This is a genomic window from Kribbella sp. CA-253562, from assembly GCF_050942265.1.
Classification (GTDB): Bacteria; Actinomycetota; Actinomycetes; order Propionibacteriales; family Kribbellaceae; genus Kribbella.
The window spans coordinates 1,913,080-1,933,239 of the sequence record NZ_CP192049.1 but is presented as its reverse complement, the minus strand read 5'-3'; the positions used below and the strand labels follow the sequence as shown (position 1 = coordinate 1,933,239).

Here is a 20,160-nt window from a genome sequence, read left to right as displayed (position 1 = left end):
TCCCCACTCCGTCCACCGCCCCCGGCGAAGTAGGAGGCAATCCGCGATGACGCGTACCCGCCGCTGGTCAGCACTGGTTTCCAGTGCCACGCTGGCCGCCACCGCCCTGGTCACCACCACAGCGACCACGAGTTCGGCCGCTCCCGTCCGCTACGAGTCCGAGAACGCCGCCATCTCCCAGGGCGTCGTCGAGTCCAACCACACCGGTTTCACCGGTTCCGGGTTCGTCAACTTCGACAACGTCAGCACCAGTTCGCTCGAGTACACCGTGACCGTGCCCTCGGCCGGCCCGTACTCGCTGGCCTTCCGGTACGCCAACGGCACCACCACCAACCGGCCGATGGACGTCACGGTGAACGGGTCGCTGGCCGCCAACGACCTCGGTTTCCCCGGCACCGGCGCCTGGACGTCGTACCAGACCGTCACCACGACGGCGAACCTGGTGGCCGGCACCAACAAGATCCGGACCAGCTCGGTGATCGCCGACGGCGGCCCGAACGCCGACTCGCTGACCGTCGACACGGTCAACGCCGCCGCGACGCCGGTCGCGATCAACGGCCAGCTCCGGGTCTGCGGTGTGAAGCTGTGCAACCAGTACGGCAAGCCGATCCAGCTGCGCGGGATGAGCACGCACGGGATCCAGTGGTTCAGCCAGTGTGTGAAGACCGCTTCGCTGGACGCCCTGGCGACCGACTGGAACGCCGACGTGCTGCGGATCTCGATGTACATCCAGGAGGGCGGCTACGAGACCGACCCGCGCCGCTTCACCGACATGGTGCACGGCTACATCGAGGAGGCCACCCGGCGTGGCATGTACGCCCTGGTCGACTGGCACCAGCTGACGCCGGGTGACCCGAACGCGAACCTGTCCCGGGCCAAGACGTTCTTCACCGAGATCGCCGACCGGCACAAGAACAAGACCAACATCATCTACGACATCGCCAACGAGCCGAACAACGTCTCCTGGGCCGCGATCAAGTCCTACGCCGAGCAGATGATTCCCGTCATCCGGGCCAAGGACCCCGACGGTGTCGTGTTCGTCGGCACCCATGGCTGGGGGTCGCTCGGCGTCTCCGACGGCCGGTCCGAGGCCGACATCATCAACAACCCGATCAATGCGACGAACTTCATGTACACGTTCCACTTCTACGCCGCGTCGCACTACACCGAGTACTTCAACGCGTTGTCGCGGGCCGCTGACCGGATCCCGCTGTTCGTCACCGAGTTCGGCACCCAGACCGCCAGCGGCGACGGCACCAACGACTTCGTCAACTCGCAGAAGTACCTGGACTTCCTGGCCAGCAAGAAGATCGGCTGGACCAACTGGAACTTCTCCGACGACTTCCGCTCCGGCGCGGTGTTCAAGCAGGGCACCTGCGCCGGCAACTCCTTCACCGGTACGTCGGTCCTGAAGCCGGCCGGGGTCTGGATCCGCGACCGGATCCGTTCCGCCGACGACTTCCCGACCAGCTGAAGTGCGCCCGGGCCGGTCCTGACGCCCCCAGGACCGGCCCGGGTTCTCCCCTGAGTCTCCTCACCGCCCCCTCGAAAGGAAGCAACTCATGGGACGCCTGCTCCGAACAGCAGTACCTGTCCTGCTCGTCGCGGCTTTGGTCCCCGCGACCCAGGCGGCCGCCGCTCCGGTCCGCTACCAGGCAGAATCGGCCACGATCTCTCAGGGCGTGGTCGAGTCGAACCACGCCGGCTTCACCGGCACCGGCTTCGTCAACGGCGACAACGTCGCCGGCAGCTACGTCCAGTGGAGCGTCCCGGTCCCGGCCGCGGGCCAGGCCAGAGTCTCGTTTCGGTTCGCCAACGGTACGACGGCCAACCGCGCCGCCGACATCACGGTCAACGGCACGCTGGTCTCCGACAACCTGTCGTTCGCCGGCACCGGAGCGTGGACCACGTGGCAGGACCGGGTGATCACGGTCAACCTGGCGGCCGGCACCAACACCATCCGTGCCACCGCCGCCACCGCCGCCGGTCTGCCCAACCTGGACGCCGTCGACGTCGACACCGCGCCGGCTCCGGTGCGCGGCGTACCCCAGCAGCCGACCGAACTGGTCACCGGCCTGTCATTGCCCTGGGCCACCTCGTTCCTGCCCGACGGTCAATCCGCCCTGATGACCGAGCGGAACAGTTTTCGGGTCTCCCGGGTCACGCTGGACGGCACCCGCACCACGGTCGGCACCGTGCCGAACTCCGTCACCACCAACGGTGAGGGCGGCCTGATGGGAATCGCGGTCTCGCCGACCTGGAACGGCACCACCGACCAGGCGGTCTACCTGTTCCACACCTCCAACGACAACGGTCAGACCCAGAACCGGATCGTCCGGATGAACTTCGACGGCAACACCTTGTCCAACCGGACGGTGGTCGTGTCGGGCATCCGCAGCAACACCTTCCACAACGGCGGCCAGCTCAAGTTCGGCCCGGACGGCTACCTGTACGCCGGCACCGGCGACGCCCAGGACACCGCCACCTCGCAGGACAACAACTCGCTCAACGGCAAGATCCTGCGCTTCACCACCAGCGGCCAGCCCGCGCCGGGAAACCCCTTCGGCACCCTGGTCTACAGCAAGGGCCATCGCAACCCGCAGGGCCTGGCTTGGGACTCGGCCGGCCGGATGTGGTCCGCCGAGCTCGGTGACACCCAGTTCGACGAGCTCAACCTGATCGTCAGTGGCCACAACTACGGCTGGCCGATCTGCCAGGGCACCTGCAGCACGCCCGGCATGGACAACCCCAAACGCACCTGGACGACGGCCGAGGCCTCACCGAGCAGCCTCGCGATTGTCAACGACACGGCGTACGTCGCGGCGCTGCGCGGCCAGCGGCTGTGGCGGGTCGAGCTCAACGGCGAGAGCGCCGGCGCGACCCAGGCGTACTTCACCAGCACGTTCGGCCGGCTTCGATCGGTGGTCAAGGTTCCGGGCGCGAACGCGATCTGGATCAGCACCTCCAACACCACCGGCGACAAGCTGCTCAGGTCGGTGATCCAGTGAGAACCGCACTGCTCCTCACCCTGGGTGTGGTCGCCGCCGGCCTCGTCGCCGGTCCGGCCGAAGCGGCCACGATCGACGTCCGCACCGCCGCCCAACTGAAGACCGCGCTCACCAGCGCCAAGCCCGGCGACACCATCAAGCTTGCCGACGGCACCTACACCGGCAACTTCAAGACCACCGTCGACGGTACGTCGAGCGCGCCGATCACCCTCGTCGGCAGCGCTCGGGCCGTGCTCACCGCGGGTGGCGGCTACGGCCTGCACCTGAACGGCGCGTCGTACTGGCAGGTCAAGGGCATCACGGTCACCGGCGGCCAGAAGGGCATCATGATCGACTCCGCGACCCGGGTGGTGATCGACGGTGTCACCGTGCACGGCCTGGACATGGAAGGCGTGCACTTCCGCAACTCCAGCACGTACGGCACGATCCGCAACTCCACGATCTACGACACCGGCAACGACGGCCGGGGCATGGGCGAGGGCGTGTACGTCGGCAGCGCCGGCGGTACGTCGGACAAGTCCGATTTCGTTCAGATCCTCGACAACACGATCGGCCCCGACGTCGGCGGCGAGGCGATCGACCTGAAGGAGGGCACCACCGGCGGCCGGGTGGCCGGCAACTCCTTCGACGGCCGCGGGCTGACCGGCGCGAACTACGACGACAGCTGGGTCGATGTCAAAGGCAACAACTATCTGATCGAGAACAACACCGGCAAGAACACCACCAACAACGGTTTCGAGACCCACACCCAGCAGTCCGGGTGGGGCTGCGGGACCGTCTTCCGCAACAACCGGTCGGACCTGACCGGCGCCACCGGCAGCGGGCGATACGCGTTTTACATCACGAATTACAACGCGTCGAGCTGCAAGGTCACGATCGATCGCAGCAACACCGTGGTCGGCGGCAAGGGCCTGGCGAACCCGGGCATCCCGATCAGCTGATCCCCAGATGGCCGGCGGCGCCTTGGATGCCGCCGGCCATCCGGCTCTCAGTCCTCGAGCAGCCGCCGGAACTTCGCCTCGGACTCGTCGTCGACCGCGGTGTAGATGGTGGCCCGTGCGCTGCCGAGCCGGGTGAGCCACATGTTCACCGGCTCGATCCGGAGCCGGCCAACCCGCGGGTGGTCGATCACCTTGACGTTGTTGCTCGGCGCGGCGACGTCGTACCGGTTCCACAGGTCGGTGAACTCCGGCGACTCGGCCAGCAGCCGCTGCGTCAGCTCCTGCCAGCTGGGTTCGCCCAGGTGATCGGCGGAGGCGGCCCGGTAGCCGGCCACCATGTGCAGCTTGATCGACTCGGAGTCCCTGAACGAGCACTGCCACTGCTGGGTGACGAAGGTCAGCCAGAGCACGTTGCGCTCCTCGACCGGGATCTGGGTCAGGTCGAGCATGATCTTGCAGTACGCGTCGTTGAAGGCCAGGACGTCGTACCGGGCGTTCAGCACCAGTCCCGGGTACGGCGAGGCGTTGTCGAGCATGCGCTGCACCGACGGCGGCAGACCGACGCACTCGGCGCTAACCGGCCCCAGCGGCAACCCGGCCAGGGTGTAGAGGTGGTTGCGCTCCAGCCGGTCCAGCCGAAGCGTCCGGGCGATCGCCTCGACCACCTGGGCGGACACGTTGATGTCGCGGCCCTGCTCGAGCCAGGTGTACCAGGTGACACCGACCCCGGCGAGCTGCGCGACCTCCTCGCGCCGCAGGCCCGGCGTACGGCGTCGGCCGCCCGGTGCGAAGCCGACCTCCTCGGGCTGGAGCCGCTCCCGGCGGCTGCGCAGGAAGGCCGCCAGCTCGCGGCGGCGCTCGTCCGGGCCGCTCTGACGGCTGACTGGCAGACTGGTCACGACGCTCACCCCTCCATCGTGGTCGAGCTCGCGGGTCCACGGAAGGCCGGTGCCAGGTGGTGTGAGTACTAGGATAACCAGGCTCTCACTACCTGGATCCGGTGCAGCGCAGGCTGGTGCCATGACACAGACCTCCGCTCCGCCGATCGACGCACCCGCCAAGTCGCCGCTCGGTCCGGTGGCGCTCACCACTCTGCTCTTCGGCGCCTTCCTGCCGATGCTCTCGTTTTTCATCATCAACGTCGCGCTCCCGGCGATCGGGACCGACCTGCACGCGACGCCCGGCGAGCTCCAACTGGTCGTCGGCAGCTACGGCATCGCCAACGCGACCCTGCTTGTCGTCGGCGGACGGCTCGGTGACGGCTTCGGCCGGAAGCGGCTGTTCCTGATCGGCCTGGTCGGCTTCACCGTGATGTCGCTGCTGTGCGCGATCGCTCCGTCGATCGGCGTCCTGCTGGCGGCCCGGGTGCTCCAGGGCGCGGCCGCTGCCGCGATGACACCGCAGGTGCTCGCTTCCATCAGCAGCCTGCTCACCGGTGAGCACCGGGCTCGGGCGATGGCCATGTTCGGAGTCGCCGGTGGGGCCGCGGCGGCGCTGGGCCAGATCCTGGGCGGCGTACTCGTCGAGGCTGACGTGTTCGGGCTCGGCTGGCGGGCCGTCTTCCTGGTCAACGTGCCGGTCGGCATCGTCGCGCTCGGCGCAGCGCTGAAGCTCCTGCCCGAGACCCGGGCCGCTCAGGCTCACCGGGTCGACCTTGCCGGCGCCGGACTGCTCGCACTCACGCTTCTGCTTCTGCTGCTGCCGCTGACCGAGGGACGCCCGCTCGGCTGGCCGCTGTGGACCTGGCTGTCCCTGGCGGCCGTCGTACCGGCTCTTGGGCTGCTCGGTCTGCACCAGCACCGGGCAGAGAAGGCCGATCGCGCTCCGCTGATCCCACCGAGCGTGCTGCGCCTGAAGGCGATGCGGATCGGCCTGCTGCTGGCGATGGCGTTCTTCACGACGTTCGGTGGGTTCATGTTCGTGTTCGCGCTGGCCACGCAGGGCGAGGCCGGAATGTCACCGCTGGAAGGTGGTCTGAGCCTGCTGCCGATGGCGGTCGGCTTCCTGATCACCTCGATTTACGGCCCACGCCTGCAGGCCCGGTACGGCGCCGGCCTGATCGTGCGCGGCTGGCTGATCCAGGCCGTCGGGTACGCCGTACTGGCGGCGGTCGGCCTGGCGCTGTGGCCGGACGTGACGCCGTGGACCCTCGCTGTGCCGATGCTGATCGCCGGCTTCGGTAGCGGGCTGGTGATGGTCCCGCTGATGGGCGTGGTGGTCGGTCAGGTGCCGCCGGCCCAGGCCGGACTCGGCAGCGGCATCCTGCTGACCAGCCAGCAGACCTGCCTGGCACTCGGCGCGGCCACCGTCGGTACGGCGTACTTGTCGCTGTCCGGTACGTCTTGGGGCCAGGGCGGTTCGCTGGCCGCGGTCGCGCTGGCCATCACCGCGATCTCGCTGCTGATGACTCCGGTCACCCGGCAGCTGCGCTAACTCCAGTGGTCAGGGCGCAGCAGACCGCCGGGGATCCTGGTGCTGCTGTCGCCCCGGGCCGCGTTGACCTGGGACTGGGTGACGAAGAGCGCGTCGGTGAGGTCAGCGCCCCGGAGGTCGCTGTCGCGGAGGTCGGCGCCGATCAGATCCGCCTTGCGGAGGTCGGCGCCGGCCAGGTCGGCCGCGATCAGGTAGGCGCCGCGCAGGTTGGCGCGGCTCAGCTCGGCCTTGCGCAGCTTGGCCCCGACGAGGTCGGCGCCGCGGCGTTCCTTCTTCTTGCTCTGCTTGCCGCGGACGAGCCGGCTGGTGGTCAGCAGCAACTCGTTGACACTCGCGCGTTCGTTGCCGAGGTCAACTTCCACGACCGGCTGCTGGGTCAGGGCTTCGACGTGATCCAGGCTTCGCTGGAGGTCGGCACGAATCGGCGCGGTCTCCGGGCGCTGCTGCGCGTCGTACAGGTACCAGAGCAGTTCGTGCAGCTGCCGCATGATCGGCAGCGCGGCGAACATCTCCTGGCCAGGCTGATCGCGCCAGCTCACTCCGGCCTGCCGGGAGATCTTCTGGCCCGCGCCGAAGCAGTCATAGACCGTGCAGCCCTGGAAGCCCGCCGGGCGGAGCTTGCTGTGGATGCCGCAGCGGAAGTCGTGCCGCAGGTTCGGGCAGGGGTCGCCGGCCGGCTTGTCGATCGCGAAGTCCGCGGACCTGGCGAACGTCAGCGCGACACAGCACAGCCCGAAGCAGCTACCGCAGTCGGCGCGGAGCTCCGAGGTCATGTCAGTTCTGGTCGGCAACCGTCTGGCCGGTCCGGCGCCAGCGGATGCCGGCCTCGATGAACTCGTCGATCTCGCCGTCGAACACACCCGAGGTGTTGCCGGACTCGAACTGGGTCCGCAGGTCCTTCACCATCTGGTACGGGTGCAGCACGTAGGAGCGCATCTGGTCGCCCCACGAGCCCTGCACGTCACCGCGCAGCGCGTCGATCTGGGCCCGCTCCTCGGCCTTCTTCAGCGCGAGCAGCTTGGCCTTGAGGATCACCATCGCGCTGGCCTTGTTCTGCAGCTGGGACTTCTCGTTCTGGCAGGAGACCACAGTGCCGGTCGGGATGTGGGTGATCCGGACCGCGGAGTCGGTGGTGTTGACGCTCTGCCCACCCGGACCGGACGAGCGGTACACGTCGATGCGCAGCTCCTCCTCCGGGACGTCGATCTCGTCGGTCTGCTCCAGCACCGGCACCACCTCGACCGCGGCGAACGAGGTCTGCCGGCGGCCCTGGTTGTCGAACGGGGAGATCCGGACCAGCCGGTGGGTACCCGACTCGACGCTCAGCGTGCCGTAGGCGTACGGCGCCTTGACGCCGAAGGTGGTGGACTTGAGCCCCGCCTCCTCGGCGTACGACGTGTCGTAGACCTCGGTCGGGTAGCCGTGCCGCTCGGCCCAGCGCAGGTACATCCGCTGCAGCATCTCGGCGAAGTCGGCGGCGTCGACGCCACCCGCGCCGGAGCGGATCGTGACCAGCGCCTCGCGCTCGTCGTACTCGCCGGACAGCAGCGTGCGGACCTCGAGGGACTGGATCGACTTGGCCAGCGCGGCGATCTCCTTCTCGGACTCGGCCAGGCTGTCGGCGTCGTTCTCCTCGCGGGACAGCTCGATCATCACGCCCAGGTCGTCGATCCGGCTGCGCAGGCTGGTCACCCGCTCCAGGTCGGCCTGCAGGCTGGACAGCCGCGACGTCACTTTCTGTGCGTTCGCCTGGTCGTCCCACAGGTCGGGCGCGGCCACCGCCTCCCCGAGGTCGGCGATCTCCCGGCGCATGGTGTCCAGATCGAGAACCTTCTCGATCGAGGTCAGCGTCGCGTCGAGCTGCTTGAGCTCCGCGTCAAAATCCAGTCCAGCCACAACCAAGCAGACTACCCGCTAACCGTGCCGCTCCGGGAATCCAGTGAGCGTGCGATCCACCGGCTGCAGTCGGTCAAGGCTCCTGGCGATCGCTGCCGGTCACCAGGCGCGACGCAACGCGTCGAAGACCTCGGCAACGGCCCGCTCGAGCTGCGCGTTGGCCTCCTCCAGCTCCTCCGGGGTCGCCTCGGCCGGCAGGATCAGCGCCAGCTCCTGCTCCAGCACCTTCTGCGCGGCGGCGAACTGCGCGGCGATCAGACGGGCCGTCAACGGCTTCAGCCCGGGGTCGCGGGCGAGCAGCGCGGCCGCGAGCGTGTCCTCCATCTCCTCGGCGATCTGCCGGCGGCGAGCGAGCAGGGCGGCACTCTCCGCGGTCGTGCGGGTGAACTCCAGCCAGGTGGCGAGGTGCCCGGACTCCAGTCGCCCCCGCACCACGCTCAGGTACTGCTGCTCCAGCACGGTGATCGGATTCGCGCCCGGCGGCGCATCGCGGATCGCCTGCGCAGGACCCGCCCACCAGCCGGTCTCGTCGAAGAACAGGTCTTCCTTGGTCGGGAAGTGGTTGAACACCGTCTGCACCGCGACGTCGGCCGCCTTCGCCACCTCGGCCACCGTCACCGCGTCGAAGCCGCGCTCCAGGAACAGCCGGGTCGCCACGTCGGAGATCGCCTGCCGGGTCTGCTGCTTCTTGCGCTCCCGGCGCCCGATCTCCATGGACACACTCTAGGGCGCCATGCTTTACTCTTTCCAATCTTGTAGTCACTACATTTTTGGAGTTAATCCATGACTGTTCTCGTCACCGGTGGCCGCGGCCGGATCGCCCGCGCCGTGCACGCCGGACTCACTGCCGCGGGCCGCGACGTTCGCCTCGCCAGCCGTTCACCCGAAGACCTTCCCGGTGCGGTCACCTACGACCCAACGGCGCCGGCCCTCGACGGCGTCACCCAGGTCTTCCTGTACGCCGATCCGGCGACGGCCGGTCACTTCGTGGCGGCGGCCGACGCTGCCGGCGTACGGCAGGTGGTGCTGCTGTCGTCGATGTCGGCCCAGGCCGGGACCGACGAGGCCGCCGGAGATCCGCACGCGGAGACCGAGCAGCTCGTCGGCAGCGGCTCGTACGCGACGACGTACCTGCAGCCGGGCGCGTTCATGAGCAACGCGATCTACTGGGCGCACTCGATCCGCGCGACCGGTCAGGTCCGGCTGCCGTACCTGGACGCCGAGGAGGCGCCGATCCACGAGCAGGACATCGCCGACGTGGCGGTCCGTGTGCTGCTGGACGGACCCGGTGGCGAGCACGACGGCCGCGGGTATCCACTCACCGGGCCGGAGTCGATGAGCCGCCGTCAGCAGTTGGCTCAGGTCGCCGAGGTCACCGGAGCGTCGTTCGAGGTCGTCGACCTCAGTGCGGACGAGGCCCGGGTCGAGATGGGCGCCATGATGCGGCGGCCGGCACAGCTCGAGGCGTTGCTCGCGTACTGGTCGTCGCGGGTCGGCAGTCCGCACCCGATCGAACCGGCGGTCGAGAAGTTGGCCGGCCATTCCGGGCGCACCTTCCGCACCTGGCTGGCCGACCACCGGGAGGTCTTCGGCTGAGCGTTCGGCGTCGTCAACCGGCCGGCGGCGATCCGGCGGCCGGCGCCGCTACGGCAGGATCGAGTCGATGTAGCCGCCGTCGACGCGGACCGCGCCGCCCGTGGTCGCCGACGCCTGCTCGGAGCTCAGGTACACCACCATGTTGCCGATCTCCTGCGGCTCGATCAGCCGCTGGATCAGCGAGTACGGCCGGTGCTCCTTCATGAACCGGTGCTGCGCCTCGTCCCAGGGCGTGTCGTCGTCCACCAGCCCGCTGACCAACTGCTCGACCCCGGGCGTGTGGGTCGGGCCGGCCATCACCGAGTTGACCGTCACGCCGGTCCCGGCGGCCGCCTTCGCGAACCCGCGGGTCACCGCCAGCAGCGCGGTCTTGGTCATGCCGTAGTGCACCATCTCCAGCGGCGTCACCACCGCCGAGTCGCTGGCGATGTTCATCACCCGGCCGAACCCGCGCTGCATCATGCCCGGCAGGTACATGCGGGTCAGCCGGACCGCCGACAGCACGTTGACCTCGAAGTACCGGCGCCACTCGTCGTCGTCGATCTCCAGCACCGGCTTGGCGCCGAAGATGCCGAGGTTGTTCACCAGGATGTCGAGTTCGCCCGCCTGCTGCTGGAGCGCGTCGGCGCCTTCCGCGGTCGCGAGATCCGCCGCCACCGCGATCAGTTCCGCCGACGGCAGTTCCTGCTTGATCGCCTCCGCGGCCTTGTCGGTCTTGTCCTGATCACGCCCGTTGACCACCACACTCGCCCCGGCTCTGGCCAGCTCGGTGGCGATCGCCTGCCCGATCCCCTGGGTGGATCCCGAAACCAACGCCCGTCGCCCTGTCAGATCGATCCGCATGTTCCCCATGGTGCCCCACCGCACCGGCCGGCAAAACCTGCTCCGCATGTTGCCCTGGACAACAATTCGCCATGCGCGCGCTGATCGGCGACGCACTGCCGGGTCGGCACCGTTCGGCGGGACGCCTGCTAGGGCTAGTCAGGATCGACGGGCCGGCCTGGAACCGGCCCGGGTCGTCACCGCACCGGTACGACGGCCGATGCGGTCGACGCGATGTCGGCCTCGCCCGGCCAGCCCGGCGGCTCGAACGGCAGGTCCACCGTGGAGGTCAGCTGCACGGTCACCGTCGTACCGGTCACGTCGGCCGACCAGTCGAGCCCGTCGAACCGCTCGCTCGCCGACACCGTGTCCAGGTAGTCGGCCGCGAGTCGCCGCGCCTCGTCCGGGTCGATCGGTGCGTTGCCGCCGGTGCTGGTCTGCGCGTAGATCGCCGCCAGGCCGTTCGCCGCGGCGAGCACGGCGCCGTCCGCGGTCGAGTCCAGGTCGCGCCGGACCAGGAACACCTTCGAGATGTCGGTCACCACGACGATCATCAGCAGCACGATCGCGGTGAATCCGATGATCAGCACGGTCATCTGGCCGCGCTCGTCCCGCACCCGCCTCGGCTTCACGGCGAGCCTTTCGCTTCGCGGTAGTCGCCGTACGGCTCGGTGTGTGACGCCGACACGTGCACGGCCGGTCGCGCTCCGCCGAGCGCCTTCGGGATCAGCGGCAGCGGCACCTGATGGTCCAGCTCGACCGTCACCGTCGACCCGGGCTCCAGACAGGCCGGATCACAGGTGATCTTCAGCTCGCCGGACTCCAGGTCGAGACCCTGGTCCTTCATCGCCAGCCGCGCGGCCTCGAACGCCCGTGCCCTGGCGTCGTCCTCGGTCAGTCCTTGCGGCACGATGACAAAGGCCCGTCCAGCGGCTCGCGTCGCGGTCGTCGCGCCGTACGAGGCGCGTTGCACGTCGAAGACGCCCAGCATCACGTAGACCAACGGCACCAGCAGCAGCAACGCCAGCCAAGAGAACTCGACGACCGCGCTGCCCTGCTCGTCGCGCCGCACCGAGCCGGCACGCCGGCGCTTCGCGAGCAGGTGCGACGAACCGGCCAAGCCGTCGTCGCTCTCGGTGCTCCGCTCGGGCTCGTCTCTGTTTCGCCGCCGTGTCCTCACTCGCCGGTCTCCTTGATCGCGTGTCCCTCGACGGTGAAGTCGATGCCGGGCCCCCACAGCCCGAGCGCGGGCATGTGCGCCGAGATCGCGACCCTCACCACGGGCTGCCCGTCAACTTCGGTTTGCTCGGCGGTGACCGACTCGATCAGCTCGTCGCGCACGACGCCGTCGACCAGCTCACGGGTCCGCGCCTCGCCGTCGGCGGTGTCGCGGTTGAGCACCGCCGCGTAGTGCGCGCCTTCGGAGGCCGCCGCCGTCATCGTGTTGCGGATGTACAGGAACAGGCCGACCTGCAGGATGCCCAGGAACAACGGCACGACGATCACCGACACCAGCACGAAGTCGACGACCGCCGCGCCGCGCTGGTCCCGCCGCCGTTGGTTGCCCTGGGCTCCGATCACTTGTTGGTGACGGAGTCCAGGGCGCGTTCCAGCATGGCCTTCAGCTGGTCCTGGGCGAGTGTCCAGATCGCGACGACCAGGCCGGCCGTCATCACCGTGATCAGGACCCAGCCGGGCACGTCGCCGCGTTCCTTGGCGGCCGGTCTCGGCTTCAGGACCAGGCTCAGGAACAGTCTGGTGAGCAACAGGGACATGGGTTTCTCCTCGTTCTATCCGGCGATCATCTGGATCCCGACAGCGCCGGGGTAGAAGGCGAACACGATGGTGACGGGCAGCACGAGGAACACGACGGGCACCATCATCGCGACCTCGCGACGTGCCCCGGACTCGATCAGCTCGCGACGGCCGGCCTCGCGGATGTCGCCGGCCTGAGCTCGCAGTACGTCGGCCAGCGGCGTACCGCGCTCGAGCGCGACCGCCAGCCCGTCGGCGAACCGGGACAGCGCGACCAGGCCCGTCCGGTCCGCCAGGCTGTCGAGCGCCCGCACCAGCGACGAACCCGCGCGCGTCTCCGCGAGCACCCGCTGAAGCTCGTCGGCCAACTCTCCCTTGCACGAGCGGGCGACTCGGTCGAGCGCCGCCGCCGGGCCTTCGCCTGCCGCGACCGACAGCGCGAGCAACTCGGCCACGGTCGGCAGCTCCGCCAGGAGCCGTCGCTCCCGGTTGCGCACCTGCGTGCTCAGGTAGGTGTCCCGCGACAGCACACCCAGTACGGCGAGCAGCGCGGCCAGCACCAAGAGCCCGACCGGATTCCCGTAGCCCAGCGAGAGCGTCACGAGCGCGATCAGCAGACCGGCTCCGAACCCCGCCGTCCCCCACAGCACCTGCTCGATCCGGAACTCTTCCACGCTCCGGTCGATGCCCGCCCGCGCCAGCCGGCGACGGATCGACACCGCGCCGCCGAGGATCCGCTCCAGCCGCACGGCTCCCGCTCGCAACGACGGCCCGAACATCCGCAAGATCGCGTGGAACGGCGACCCCGAGTCGACCACGCCGGAGAACACGTCAGCTCCGGCGAGATCGCGCAAGTACGGGCCGATCCGGTCGTCGACGGTCGGCTTGCGCAGGAACGGCAATCGCCGGATCACCAGCAGCAGACTCGCCCCGAGCGCTCCGCCGAGCAGACCACCCAGCACCACGGGACTCATCGCAGCACCCGCTCGGGCTCGGGCAGTCGGCCGATGCGCAGCATCACCCGGTAGGCCAGCACGCAGACCACGGCACCGATGCCGATGATCAGAGCTCCGACCGGCGAGTTGTACCGCTGGATCACGTCGCCCTGGAACGACAGCATGCCGAGCACCAGCCACGGCGCCGCGACCGCGACGCGAGCCCCGTTCACCGACCAGGACTGGCGCGACTCCAGCTCCGACCTCGTCCGGGCGTCGTCGCGCAGGAAGCTCGACAGCGACCGCAGCAGCCGGCCGAGATCACCGCCACCGACCTCGCGCGCGATCCGCAACGCCTCCACCACTCGGTCACCGACCGGATCGGCCAGCCGCGCCTTCAACCGGTCGAGCGAGTCGGCGAACCGCCCGGTCGAGGCGTAGTCGGCCCCGAACCGCCGGAACGGTTCCCGCAGGGGCAACGGCCCACGCTCCCCCACCTGCGCCAGCGCCTCGGACAACGACAACCCAGCCCGTACAGCGGAGGCGATGTTGTCGACCACGTCTGGCCACAGCTCCCGGAACTCCGCCAGCCGCTTGCGCGCCCGGCTCTTCAGCAGCGCGACCGGCACGCCACCGGCCATCACCCCGAACACCACGCCGACCGGCAATGTCGCCGAGACCACGAACATCAGCACGAACGCCACGAACCCCGTCAGCAGGCAAGCCCCGATGAACGCGCCCGGAGTGACTCCCTCGACCCCGGCCCGCGCCAGCAGGTCACGGCTGCGCGCGGTCAGGCGCCCGTCGGTCTTCGCCTTCTCCTCGTACGGCGCGACGAACGACCAGCCGATCAGCAACAAGCCGACGCCGAAGAACAGCCCGAGTAGCAGCCCCATCAATGCACCCCTCGCGGCAGCTCGGTCAGCAACCCGGACGGCGAGTAGCCCGCCTGCTGGAACCGCTCCGGGTGCGGCAGCTGTCCCTCGGCCCGCCGGAGCACGCCGTCGTAGGTGCCGAACAGGGTCTCGGTCTCGATCGTCTGGTCCTCGATCCGGCCACTCACCGCGACGATCTCGCGCACCCGCCGCTGCCCGTCGGCCGCGATGCCGAGGTGCACGACGAGGTCGACGCAGCCGGCCACCGTCGGCAGCACGAACCGGGACCCGATGTTCTCCCCCGCGAGCAGCGGCAGCGTGCACATCTTCGTCAGCGCCTCGCGCGCCGAGTTCGCGTGGATCGTGCACATCCCGGGAAGTCCACTGTTCAGAGCAAGCAACAGGTCCAGGCACTCCTCGCCGCGGACCTCGCCGACGATCACCCGGGACGGCCGCATCCGCAGCGACTCCTTGACCAGGTCGCGCAGCCGGACCTCACCGGTGCCCTCGAGACCGGCCTGCCGGGTCTGCATCGACACCCAGTCGGGGATCGGCAGCTTGATCTCGAAGACCTCCTCGCAGCTGATCACCCGCTCCCGGCCCGGAATCGAACCGGCCAGCGCGTTCAGCATCGTGGTCTTGCCCGCTTGGGTGCCTCCGGCCACCAAGATGTTGAGGCCCACGGCAACGGACGCGTCGAGCACCGCGGCCGCGTGCGGGGTCAGCGAGCCGAGCGCGACCAGGTCGGCCAGCTTCGTCGCCCGGACCGTGAATTTGCGGATGTTGATCGCCGCGTAGCGCTGCGTGATGCCGCCGAGCACGATGTGCACCCGGCTGCCGTCGGGCAGCCGCGCGTCGGTGAACGGCTGGGAGACGTCGATCCGCCGCCCGGTCGTCTTCAGCATCCGCTCGACCAGGTCGGCGACCTCCTCCTCGGTCAGTACCGTGGTGGTCAGCTCGTGCCGGCCGTCGCGCGCGATGAACACCCGGGACGGTTCGTTGATCCAGATCTCCTCGACCGCAGGGTCGTCCAGATAGCGCTGCAGCGGCCCGAACCCGGCGACCCGGTCGTGCACCTCCCGGCTGACCGCCTCGACGTCACCGATCGGCGGGACGATGCCGGTCAGGCTGCGCTCGTCGTACTCGCGGACGACGGTCGCGACGATCGTGCTGACCGCGCCCGGGTCGCGCAGCGGGTCGATGCCCTCGCGCCGGACGACGTCGCGGACCTGCGCGTCGATCAGCTCGACCGCACCTCCGAACCCGTTGCGGCGCGTGGCGACCCTGTCCGCTGTCATCGTCTCCCCGTGCTCGTCGGTGTTCGGCTCTGCCGGCCGGCGACCGTTTCGTCACCCTGCGCGACCATCTTCCCAAGCCGGAGGGTGCGGGCGCCAACCCGATCCGCCCGCCTGTGGACAACTGGCCGGCGGGCAGAGGCCGCCCGACCGTAACCGTGCGCTCACGGTGTGGTCCACCCGCTTTGCAGCTTGTTGCAGAAACCGCCGGCTCGCTGCGCCGGATCGCCGGCTGTAACGCGCCGGATGGCCCGCGGCGTCGTACAGAGTGAGACCACGACGAAGGGCCGTGATGGGATCGACGACGGACGATTTCGAGGAGTTCGCCAGAGCGCGGACTCCCCAGCTGTACCGGACCGCCTGGCTGCTCGCCGGGGACCGGCACCACGCCGAGGACCTGGTCCAGGAGACGCTGGCCAAGATGTACAGGTCCTGGTGGCGGATGCAGCGGATCGAGAACCCCGCGGCGTACGCGCAGACCGTGCTGGCCCGGACGTTCATCTCGCAGCGCCGGCGGCGCAGCTGGGGCGAGCAGCCGACCGACACCATGCCGGACCGGCCGGTGCACTCCGGCGATCTCGAGCTGCGGGTGGCCCTTCGGGACGCTCTGGCCGAACTGTCTCCCCTTGATCGTGCGGTGCTCGTGCTGCGGTTCTTCGAAGATCGCAGCGTCGAACAGGTCGCGCTCGATCTCGGCAAGAACGCCGGTGCGATCAGAACCCGGACCTCCCGCGCCCTGGACCGGCTCCGCGCGGTGCTCGGCGACGACGTCCAGCTGATCGCTCTCTGACCCCGCAGGAGAATCCCGATGAACAACTTGAACGACAGCTTGCCCGACCTGATGCGCCGGGTCACCGACGATCTCGAGCCGGAGTCCCCCGACCTGGTGGAACGCGGAATCCAGCGCGGCGTCACCCTGCGCCGCCGCCGTACGGCGCTGCTCAGCCTCAGCGGAGCCGGCGCGGCGCTGGCCACGGCCGGCATCATCATCGGCGGCTCGCAACTGTTCGCCGGCAACCCGGCTGCTCCTGTCGCCGGCTCGCCTTCGACGGCGCCGAGCACCTCGACGTCAGCGCCAGGCAGCCCGGCCACAGCGCCGGTCTCCGCACCCGGTACGCCGGCCGACACGCTGAACAGACTGCGGCGGCTGCTGCCGCAGGAGCTGAAACAGTCGTCAGCCAACGCCGGTTACCGGCACAACATGCACCACGCCGAGGTCGTCGTCGACGACGGCAGAGGCGCCTCGCTGCTCACTGTCAACGTCGTCACCACCAAGCCGAACCCCGGCTGCGAAGGTCTGCACGGCTCCTGCACGGTGCGCCCGGACGGATCGGTGATCACCTCGTACGCGAACGAGTCGATCTTCCCGTACGACGCGTCGAAGAACCCGTGGGGCATCAAGAACACTGTCGTCGAGATCTTCTATCCCGACGGCCGGCTGATCAGCATCTACAACTACAACGCGCCGAAGCAGATCGGTGTCCGCAACACCCGGGCGAACACGCTGTTCTCGGTCCAGGAGCTCACCGCCCTGGCCACCAGCGACCAGTGGGCCTTCCCGAAGGAGACCGACGGACCGCTCCGGGCGCCGGGCAACGGCAAGCCGACCGTGCCGTTGGCACAGACCCAGCAGACCCTGAGGAGCGTGCTGCCGAGTGGGCTGCAGTTCACCCGGCCGGAGACCTGGGGCGGCGGCACCAACGGCTTCAACGGCGTGTCGTACGTGGTCAACGACGGCAAGGGTGCCGCGCGGGTCGAGGTGCTGGTGCAGTACGAGACTCCGGTGACCAAGTGCACCGGCGAGGGGCCGCAGAACTGCGAGGTCCGGGCGGACGGCGCGGTGGTGGGCTGGTCGAAGAACGAGCCGACGTACAGCGACGAGCGGCAGTCGCTCAACGGTGTGGTCGCCAACCGGGTCGAGCTCCACTACCCGGATGGCCGGATGATCACGATGACCAGCTACAACGGCCCGCAGGAGAAGGACGCGCGGCACACCCGCAGCAAGCCGGTGTTCAGCACCGACCAACTGCTGGAGCTGGCCGGCAAGCCTGGATGGAAGTTCCCGGGAACTGGTAAGAAGTAAAGCTCTCTCGTCCGCCGCTGATCCTCTGAGGGGTGGGTCAGCGGTGGACGAGGGTGTGTTCGAAGGCGTAGCGGGAGGCGCGGAACAGGTGCGAGCCGTACTCCACCGCGCGCCCGTGGTCGTCGTAGGTGATCCGCGTGGTCGCCAGCAGCGGGTGGCCCACTTCCTCACCGAGCAGGCGGGCTTGTTCCAGTGTGGCCGGCTGGGCGGAGATGGTCTGGTGCGCGACCTTGAGGCGCACGCCCTCGGCCCGGAGCAGCTCGTACAGGCCGCGCTCGGCCAGGGTGCTCGGGTCGGTGTCCAGCATCTCCGGCGGCAGCCAGTTGCGCATCAGGGCCAGCGGCTCGCCGTCCGCCCGGCGCAGGCGCTCCAGCCGGAGTACGCGATCTCCTGCCTCGCACTGCAGGGCAGCGGCCACGTCAGGGCTCGCGGGAGCGATGCCGAAGCGCAGGACCTCGGTCTCGGGCTTGCGGTGCGCCGCCGCCAGGTCGTCGTACAGGCTGGTGAGCTCCAGCGAGCGGCGGACCTGGCCGGAGTTGCCGACGACCTGCGTGCCGACGCCACGCTTGCGGACCAGCAGGCCCTGGTCGACCAGTCGCGCGATGGCCTGCCGCACGGTTGGACGGCTCAGGCCGTAGGCCTCCGCGAGGTCCACCTCGTTGCTGAGCCGGGAACCGACCGGCAGGTCACCGCCCTGGATCGCTGCCTCCAGCTGCTGTGCCAGCTGGACATGGAGCGGGGTACGACTGGTGCGATCGACGCTGACCTGGACGGTGCTCATGGGCACATCTTGGGCTGTCAGGGGCCCACCGTCGAGTCGATGAGCAGATTTGATCAGATCTCTTCCTTTGTGGGGCGTCGATTTCGGCGCCGGCTACCCGATCCGGATCGGCCGCTGCTCCTGATGCGACCGCATCGCGGCCAGGGAGATCTCGAGCGCGCGGCGGGCGTCCTGTCCGGTGACCGGCGGTTCGCTGTCGCCGCGTACGGCCGCGGCGAAGTCGGCGAGCTCCTGCACGTACGCGTCGCGGAACATCTGCTCGTCGCTGCGCATCGTCTGCTGGTGCAGGCCGCTCGCGTCGTAGTGCACCGCCGGGGTGCTCGGGAGCCGGCCGGCCAGCACCATGCCCTTGCTGCCGAAGACCTCGGCGCGGACGTCGTACCCGTAGAGCGCCGAGAAGTTCGCCTCCGCGGTCGCGATCGCGCCGTTGTCGAAGGTCAGCACGACAACCGCGGTGTCGATCAGCCCGTCGGCCTTGAACTCCGGCGCGACCAGCGCGTCGGCGCGGGTGTAGACCTCGACGACCTCGGCGCCCGGATTGAGCCAGAGCAGGATGTCGAAGTCGTGCACCAGGGTCTCGCGGAAGATCGTCCACGGCCGCACGTCTGCCGCGTTCGTGAGTCCCGCCGGCCAGCCCGGGTCGCGGGTGATCGAGCGCATCAGTTGCGGCGTACCGACGCCACCCGTGTCGACCGTCGCCCGCGCCTGCTGGAAGTCGGCCGCGAACCGCCGGTTGAACCCGACCTGGAACGGCACCCCGGCGTCCTTGGTCGCCGTGATCGCCCGGTCGATCTCGTCGAGCGTCAGCGAGGCCGGCTTCTCGCACCAGACCGCCTTGCCCGCCTGCGCCGCCTGGACGATCAGGTCGGAGTGCGCGGCCGCGATCGACGCGATCAGTACGCCGTCGATCTCCGGATCGGCGAGCAGTTCGTCGACCTCGCACGCCCGGGCCGCGTACTTGTCCGCCAGCTCGTCGGCTGCCTCGCGTCGGGGATCGGCCACCGCCACGAACTCGGCCCCGGCGACGTGGCGTGCGACGTTGCCGGCGTGCATGACCCCGATCCGGCCGGCCCCCACCAGGCCCAACCGAACCACCGGCAGCCCGTGATCAGTACGCATTCCCGCCTCCCCTGTTCGTCGCCAGCCGGTGAGCTGGGTCAGGAGATCTCATCACGGGGACGGGAATCCGGGGAAGGTGCCTTCGGCAAGGGATGGAGGTGAACGGGGTGGATCGGGCAGATGAAGGTCCGTGGGTGGTCCGCGGTCGGCGGCTTACGTCGTGCCGGGCGGGTTCTACGCTGCGGGCATGGACAGGTTGCGCGTCTTGTTGCGCGGGGTGATCGCGGCCCCGAGCCGGTCACGGCCGCTCAGGTCGCGCACCTCCACCGCCGGTACGCCGATCTCGCCGGTCGACCACCGGGCTGCGGCTGCCTTCAGGGCTGGTGCTTGTGCGGGCGCACGGGCGGACGGCCTGCGGGTCCGGATGGCGGTCAGGGCCTATCGGGTGCTGCCCGAACTCGGGCAGGATGACGCCTTCGATCCGGCCACCGTTTCCGTCGGCGGCGCGGGATACGCTTTTCCGGCCGGCCTCGGACGGCGACGTCGCCGACCGGCGATCTCGCGTCCCGGAGCCGGGCGGAACACCCCGCCAGGGACTCGACGGGCCCCGGCCGCCCCACCCCGGAAGCCCTCGACCAGCCCGCCGTACGCCGCCGTACGGACGAACATCTGAAGGAGAAG

Annotated in this window: 22 protein-coding genes; 8 read left to right on the top strand and 14 right to left on the bottom strand. The window is 69.5% G+C overall.

What is annotated here, in order from left to right; all coding sequences use genetic code 11:
* Window positions 1-46: 46 nt before the first annotated feature.
* From ACQPXM_RS09370 to ACQPXM_RS09360, 3 genes are all read left to right on the top strand, one after another.
* A complete protein-coding gene (locus tag ACQPXM_RS09370) occupies window positions 47-1,474 on the top strand; it encodes a cellulase family glycosylhydrolase (protein ID WP_432946864.1) in 1,428 nt (475 codons plus the stop codon).
* An 88-nt stretch (window positions 1,475-1,562) separates the two neighbouring features.
* The gene (locus tag ACQPXM_RS09365) at window positions 1,563-3,008 is read left to right on the top strand and encodes a PQQ-dependent sugar dehydrogenase (RefSeq protein ID WP_432946862.1); all 1,446 of its coding nucleotides are present in this window, start codon (window positions 1,563-1,565) and stop codon (window positions 3,006-3,008) included.
* Window positions 3,005-3,949 carry a right-handed parallel beta-helix repeat-containing protein gene (locus tag ACQPXM_RS09360; protein ID WP_432946860.1) on the top strand — a complete coding sequence of 315 codons (945 nt, stop codon included), beginning with the start codon at window positions 3,005-3,007 and terminating at the stop codon, window positions 3,947-3,949. The genes ACQPXM_RS09365 and ACQPXM_RS09360 overlap by 4 nt, the downstream gene beginning before the upstream one ends.
* Before the next feature lie 47 nt (window positions 3,950-3,996).
* Here ACQPXM_RS09360 and ACQPXM_RS09355 read toward each other — a convergent pair whose 3' ends face one another.
* On the bottom strand, window positions 3,997-4,848 hold the full coding sequence (locus ACQPXM_RS09355; protein WP_432946858.1) for a helix-turn-helix transcriptional regulator: 852 nt from the start codon (window positions 4,846-4,848) through the stop codon (window positions 3,997-3,999).
* A gap of 121 nt (window positions 4,849-4,969) precedes the next feature.
* Here ACQPXM_RS09355 and ACQPXM_RS09350 point away from each other — a divergent pair, with 121 nt between their 5' ends.
* A complete protein-coding gene (locus tag ACQPXM_RS09350; RefSeq protein ID WP_432946856.1) occupies window positions 4,970-6,382 on the top strand; it encodes an MFS transporter in 1,413 nt (470 codons plus the stop codon).
* Here ACQPXM_RS09350 and ACQPXM_RS09345 read toward each other — a convergent pair.
* The 3 genes from ACQPXM_RS09345 to ACQPXM_RS09335 form a co-directional block, all read right to left on the bottom strand.
* A complete protein-coding gene (locus ACQPXM_RS09345; RefSeq protein ID WP_432946854.1) occupies window positions 6,379-7,155 on the bottom strand; it encodes a pentapeptide repeat-containing protein in 777 nt (258 codons plus the stop codon). The genes ACQPXM_RS09350 and ACQPXM_RS09345 overlap by 4 nt on opposite strands.
* 1 nt (window position 7,156) lies before the next feature.
* Window positions 7,157-8,278 carry a peptide chain release factor 2 gene (gene prfB, locus ACQPXM_RS09340; protein ID WP_077013455.1) on the bottom strand — a complete coding sequence of 374 codons (1,122 nt, stop codon included), beginning with the start codon at window positions 8,276-8,278 and terminating at the stop codon, window positions 7,157-7,159.
* A 99-nt stretch (window positions 8,279-8,377) separates the two neighbouring features.
* Entirely contained in the window at window positions 8,378-8,992 is a 615-nt protein-coding gene (locus ACQPXM_RS09335) for a TetR family transcriptional regulator (RefSeq protein ID WP_432946852.1), read from the bottom strand.
* A gap of 69 nt (window positions 8,993-9,061) precedes the next feature.
* On the opposite strand from ACQPXM_RS09335, the gene ACQPXM_RS09330 reads away from it, so the two are divergent.
* Window positions 9,062-9,874 (top strand): SDR family oxidoreductase, encoded by an 813-nt coding sequence (locus ACQPXM_RS09330; protein WP_432946850.1) that lies wholly within the window; start codon window positions 9,062-9,064, stop codon window positions 9,872-9,874.
* A 48-nt stretch (window positions 9,875-9,922) separates the two neighbouring features.
* Here the strand turns inward: ACQPXM_RS09330 and ACQPXM_RS09325 are convergent, their stop codons facing one another.
* The 8 genes from ACQPXM_RS09325 to ACQPXM_RS09290 all read right to left on the bottom strand — a co-directional run bounded on the left by ACQPXM_RS09325 (window position 9,923) and on the right by ACQPXM_RS09290 (window position 15,559).
* Entirely contained in the window at window positions 9,923-10,717 is a 795-nt protein-coding gene (locus ACQPXM_RS09325) for an SDR family NAD(P)-dependent oxidoreductase (protein ID WP_432946848.1), read from the bottom strand.
* 176 nt (window positions 10,718-10,893) lie between these two features.
* Complete coding sequence (locus ACQPXM_RS09320; RefSeq protein ID WP_432946846.1) at window positions 10,894-11,328, bottom strand: pilus assembly protein TadG-related protein; 435 nt, start codon at window positions 11,326-11,328, stop codon at window positions 10,894-10,896.
* On the bottom strand, window positions 11,325-11,876 hold the full coding sequence (locus tag ACQPXM_RS09315; protein WP_432946844.1) for a hypothetical protein: 552 nt from the start codon (window positions 11,874-11,876) through the stop codon (window positions 11,325-11,327). The genes ACQPXM_RS09320 and ACQPXM_RS09315 overlap by 4 nt, the downstream gene beginning before the upstream one ends.
* The gene (locus ACQPXM_RS09310; protein WP_432946842.1) at window positions 11,873-12,277 is read right to left on the bottom strand and encodes a TadE/TadG family type IV pilus assembly protein; all 405 of its coding nucleotides are present in this window, start codon (window positions 12,275-12,277) and stop codon (window positions 11,873-11,875) included. Before ACQPXM_RS09310 ends, ACQPXM_RS09315 begins: the two co-directional genes overlap by 4 nt.
* A complete protein-coding gene (locus ACQPXM_RS09305) occupies window positions 12,274-12,471 on the bottom strand; it encodes a hypothetical protein (protein ID WP_432946840.1) in 198 nt (65 codons plus the stop codon). Before ACQPXM_RS09305 ends, ACQPXM_RS09310 begins: the two co-directional genes overlap by 4 nt.
* 15 nt (window positions 12,472-12,486) lie before the next feature.
* Window positions 12,487-13,425 (bottom strand): type II secretion system F family protein, encoded by a 939-nt coding sequence (locus ACQPXM_RS09300; protein WP_432946838.1) that lies wholly within the window; start codon window positions 13,423-13,425, stop codon window positions 12,487-12,489.
* The gene (locus ACQPXM_RS09295) at window positions 13,422-14,282 is read right to left on the bottom strand and encodes a type II secretion system F family protein (RefSeq protein WP_432946836.1); all 861 of its coding nucleotides are present in this window, start codon (window positions 14,280-14,282) and stop codon (window positions 13,422-13,424) included. The genes ACQPXM_RS09300 and ACQPXM_RS09295 overlap by 4 nt, the downstream gene beginning before the upstream one ends.
* A complete protein-coding gene (locus tag ACQPXM_RS09290) occupies window positions 14,282-15,559 on the bottom strand; it encodes a CpaF family protein (protein ID WP_432946834.1) in 1,278 nt (425 codons plus the stop codon). Before ACQPXM_RS09290 ends, ACQPXM_RS09295 begins: the two co-directional genes overlap by 1 nt.
* A gap of 289 nt (window positions 15,560-15,848) precedes the next feature.
* On the opposite strand from ACQPXM_RS09290, the gene ACQPXM_RS09285 reads away from it, so the two are divergent.
* Together ACQPXM_RS09285 and ACQPXM_RS09280 are read left to right on the top strand one after the other, a co-directional pair.
* Entirely contained in the window at window positions 15,849-16,346 is a 498-nt protein-coding gene (locus tag ACQPXM_RS09285) for a SigE family RNA polymerase sigma factor (RefSeq protein WP_432946832.1), read from the top strand.
* An 18-nt stretch (window positions 16,347-16,364) separates the two neighbouring features.
* On the top strand, window positions 16,365-17,639 hold the full coding sequence (locus tag ACQPXM_RS09280; RefSeq protein WP_432946830.1) for a hypothetical protein: 1,275 nt from the start codon (window positions 16,365-16,367) through the stop codon (window positions 17,637-17,639).
* A 37-nt stretch (window positions 17,640-17,676) separates the two neighbouring features.
* Here the strand turns inward: ACQPXM_RS09280 and ACQPXM_RS09275 are convergent, their stop codons facing one another.
* Together ACQPXM_RS09275 and ACQPXM_RS09270 are read right to left on the bottom strand one after the other, a co-directional pair.
* Window positions 17,677-18,420: a GntR family transcriptional regulator gene (locus tag ACQPXM_RS09275; RefSeq protein ID WP_077013447.1), complete on the bottom strand. Its 744-nt coding sequence runs from the start codon at window positions 18,418-18,420 to the stop codon at window positions 17,677-17,679.
* A gap of 93 nt (window positions 18,421-18,513) precedes the next feature.
* Entirely contained in the window at window positions 18,514-19,539 is a 1,026-nt protein-coding gene (locus tag ACQPXM_RS09270; RefSeq protein ID WP_432946827.1) for a Gfo/Idh/MocA family oxidoreductase, read from the bottom strand.
* Between the two features lie 187 nt (window positions 19,540-19,726).
* Between ACQPXM_RS09270 and ACQPXM_RS09265 the strand changes: the two genes are divergently transcribed.
* Complete coding sequence (locus ACQPXM_RS09265; RefSeq protein ID WP_432946825.1) at window positions 19,727-20,152, top strand: hypothetical protein; 426 nt, start codon at window positions 19,727-19,729, stop codon at window positions 20,150-20,152.
* Window positions 20,153-20,160: the final 8 nt, after the last annotated feature.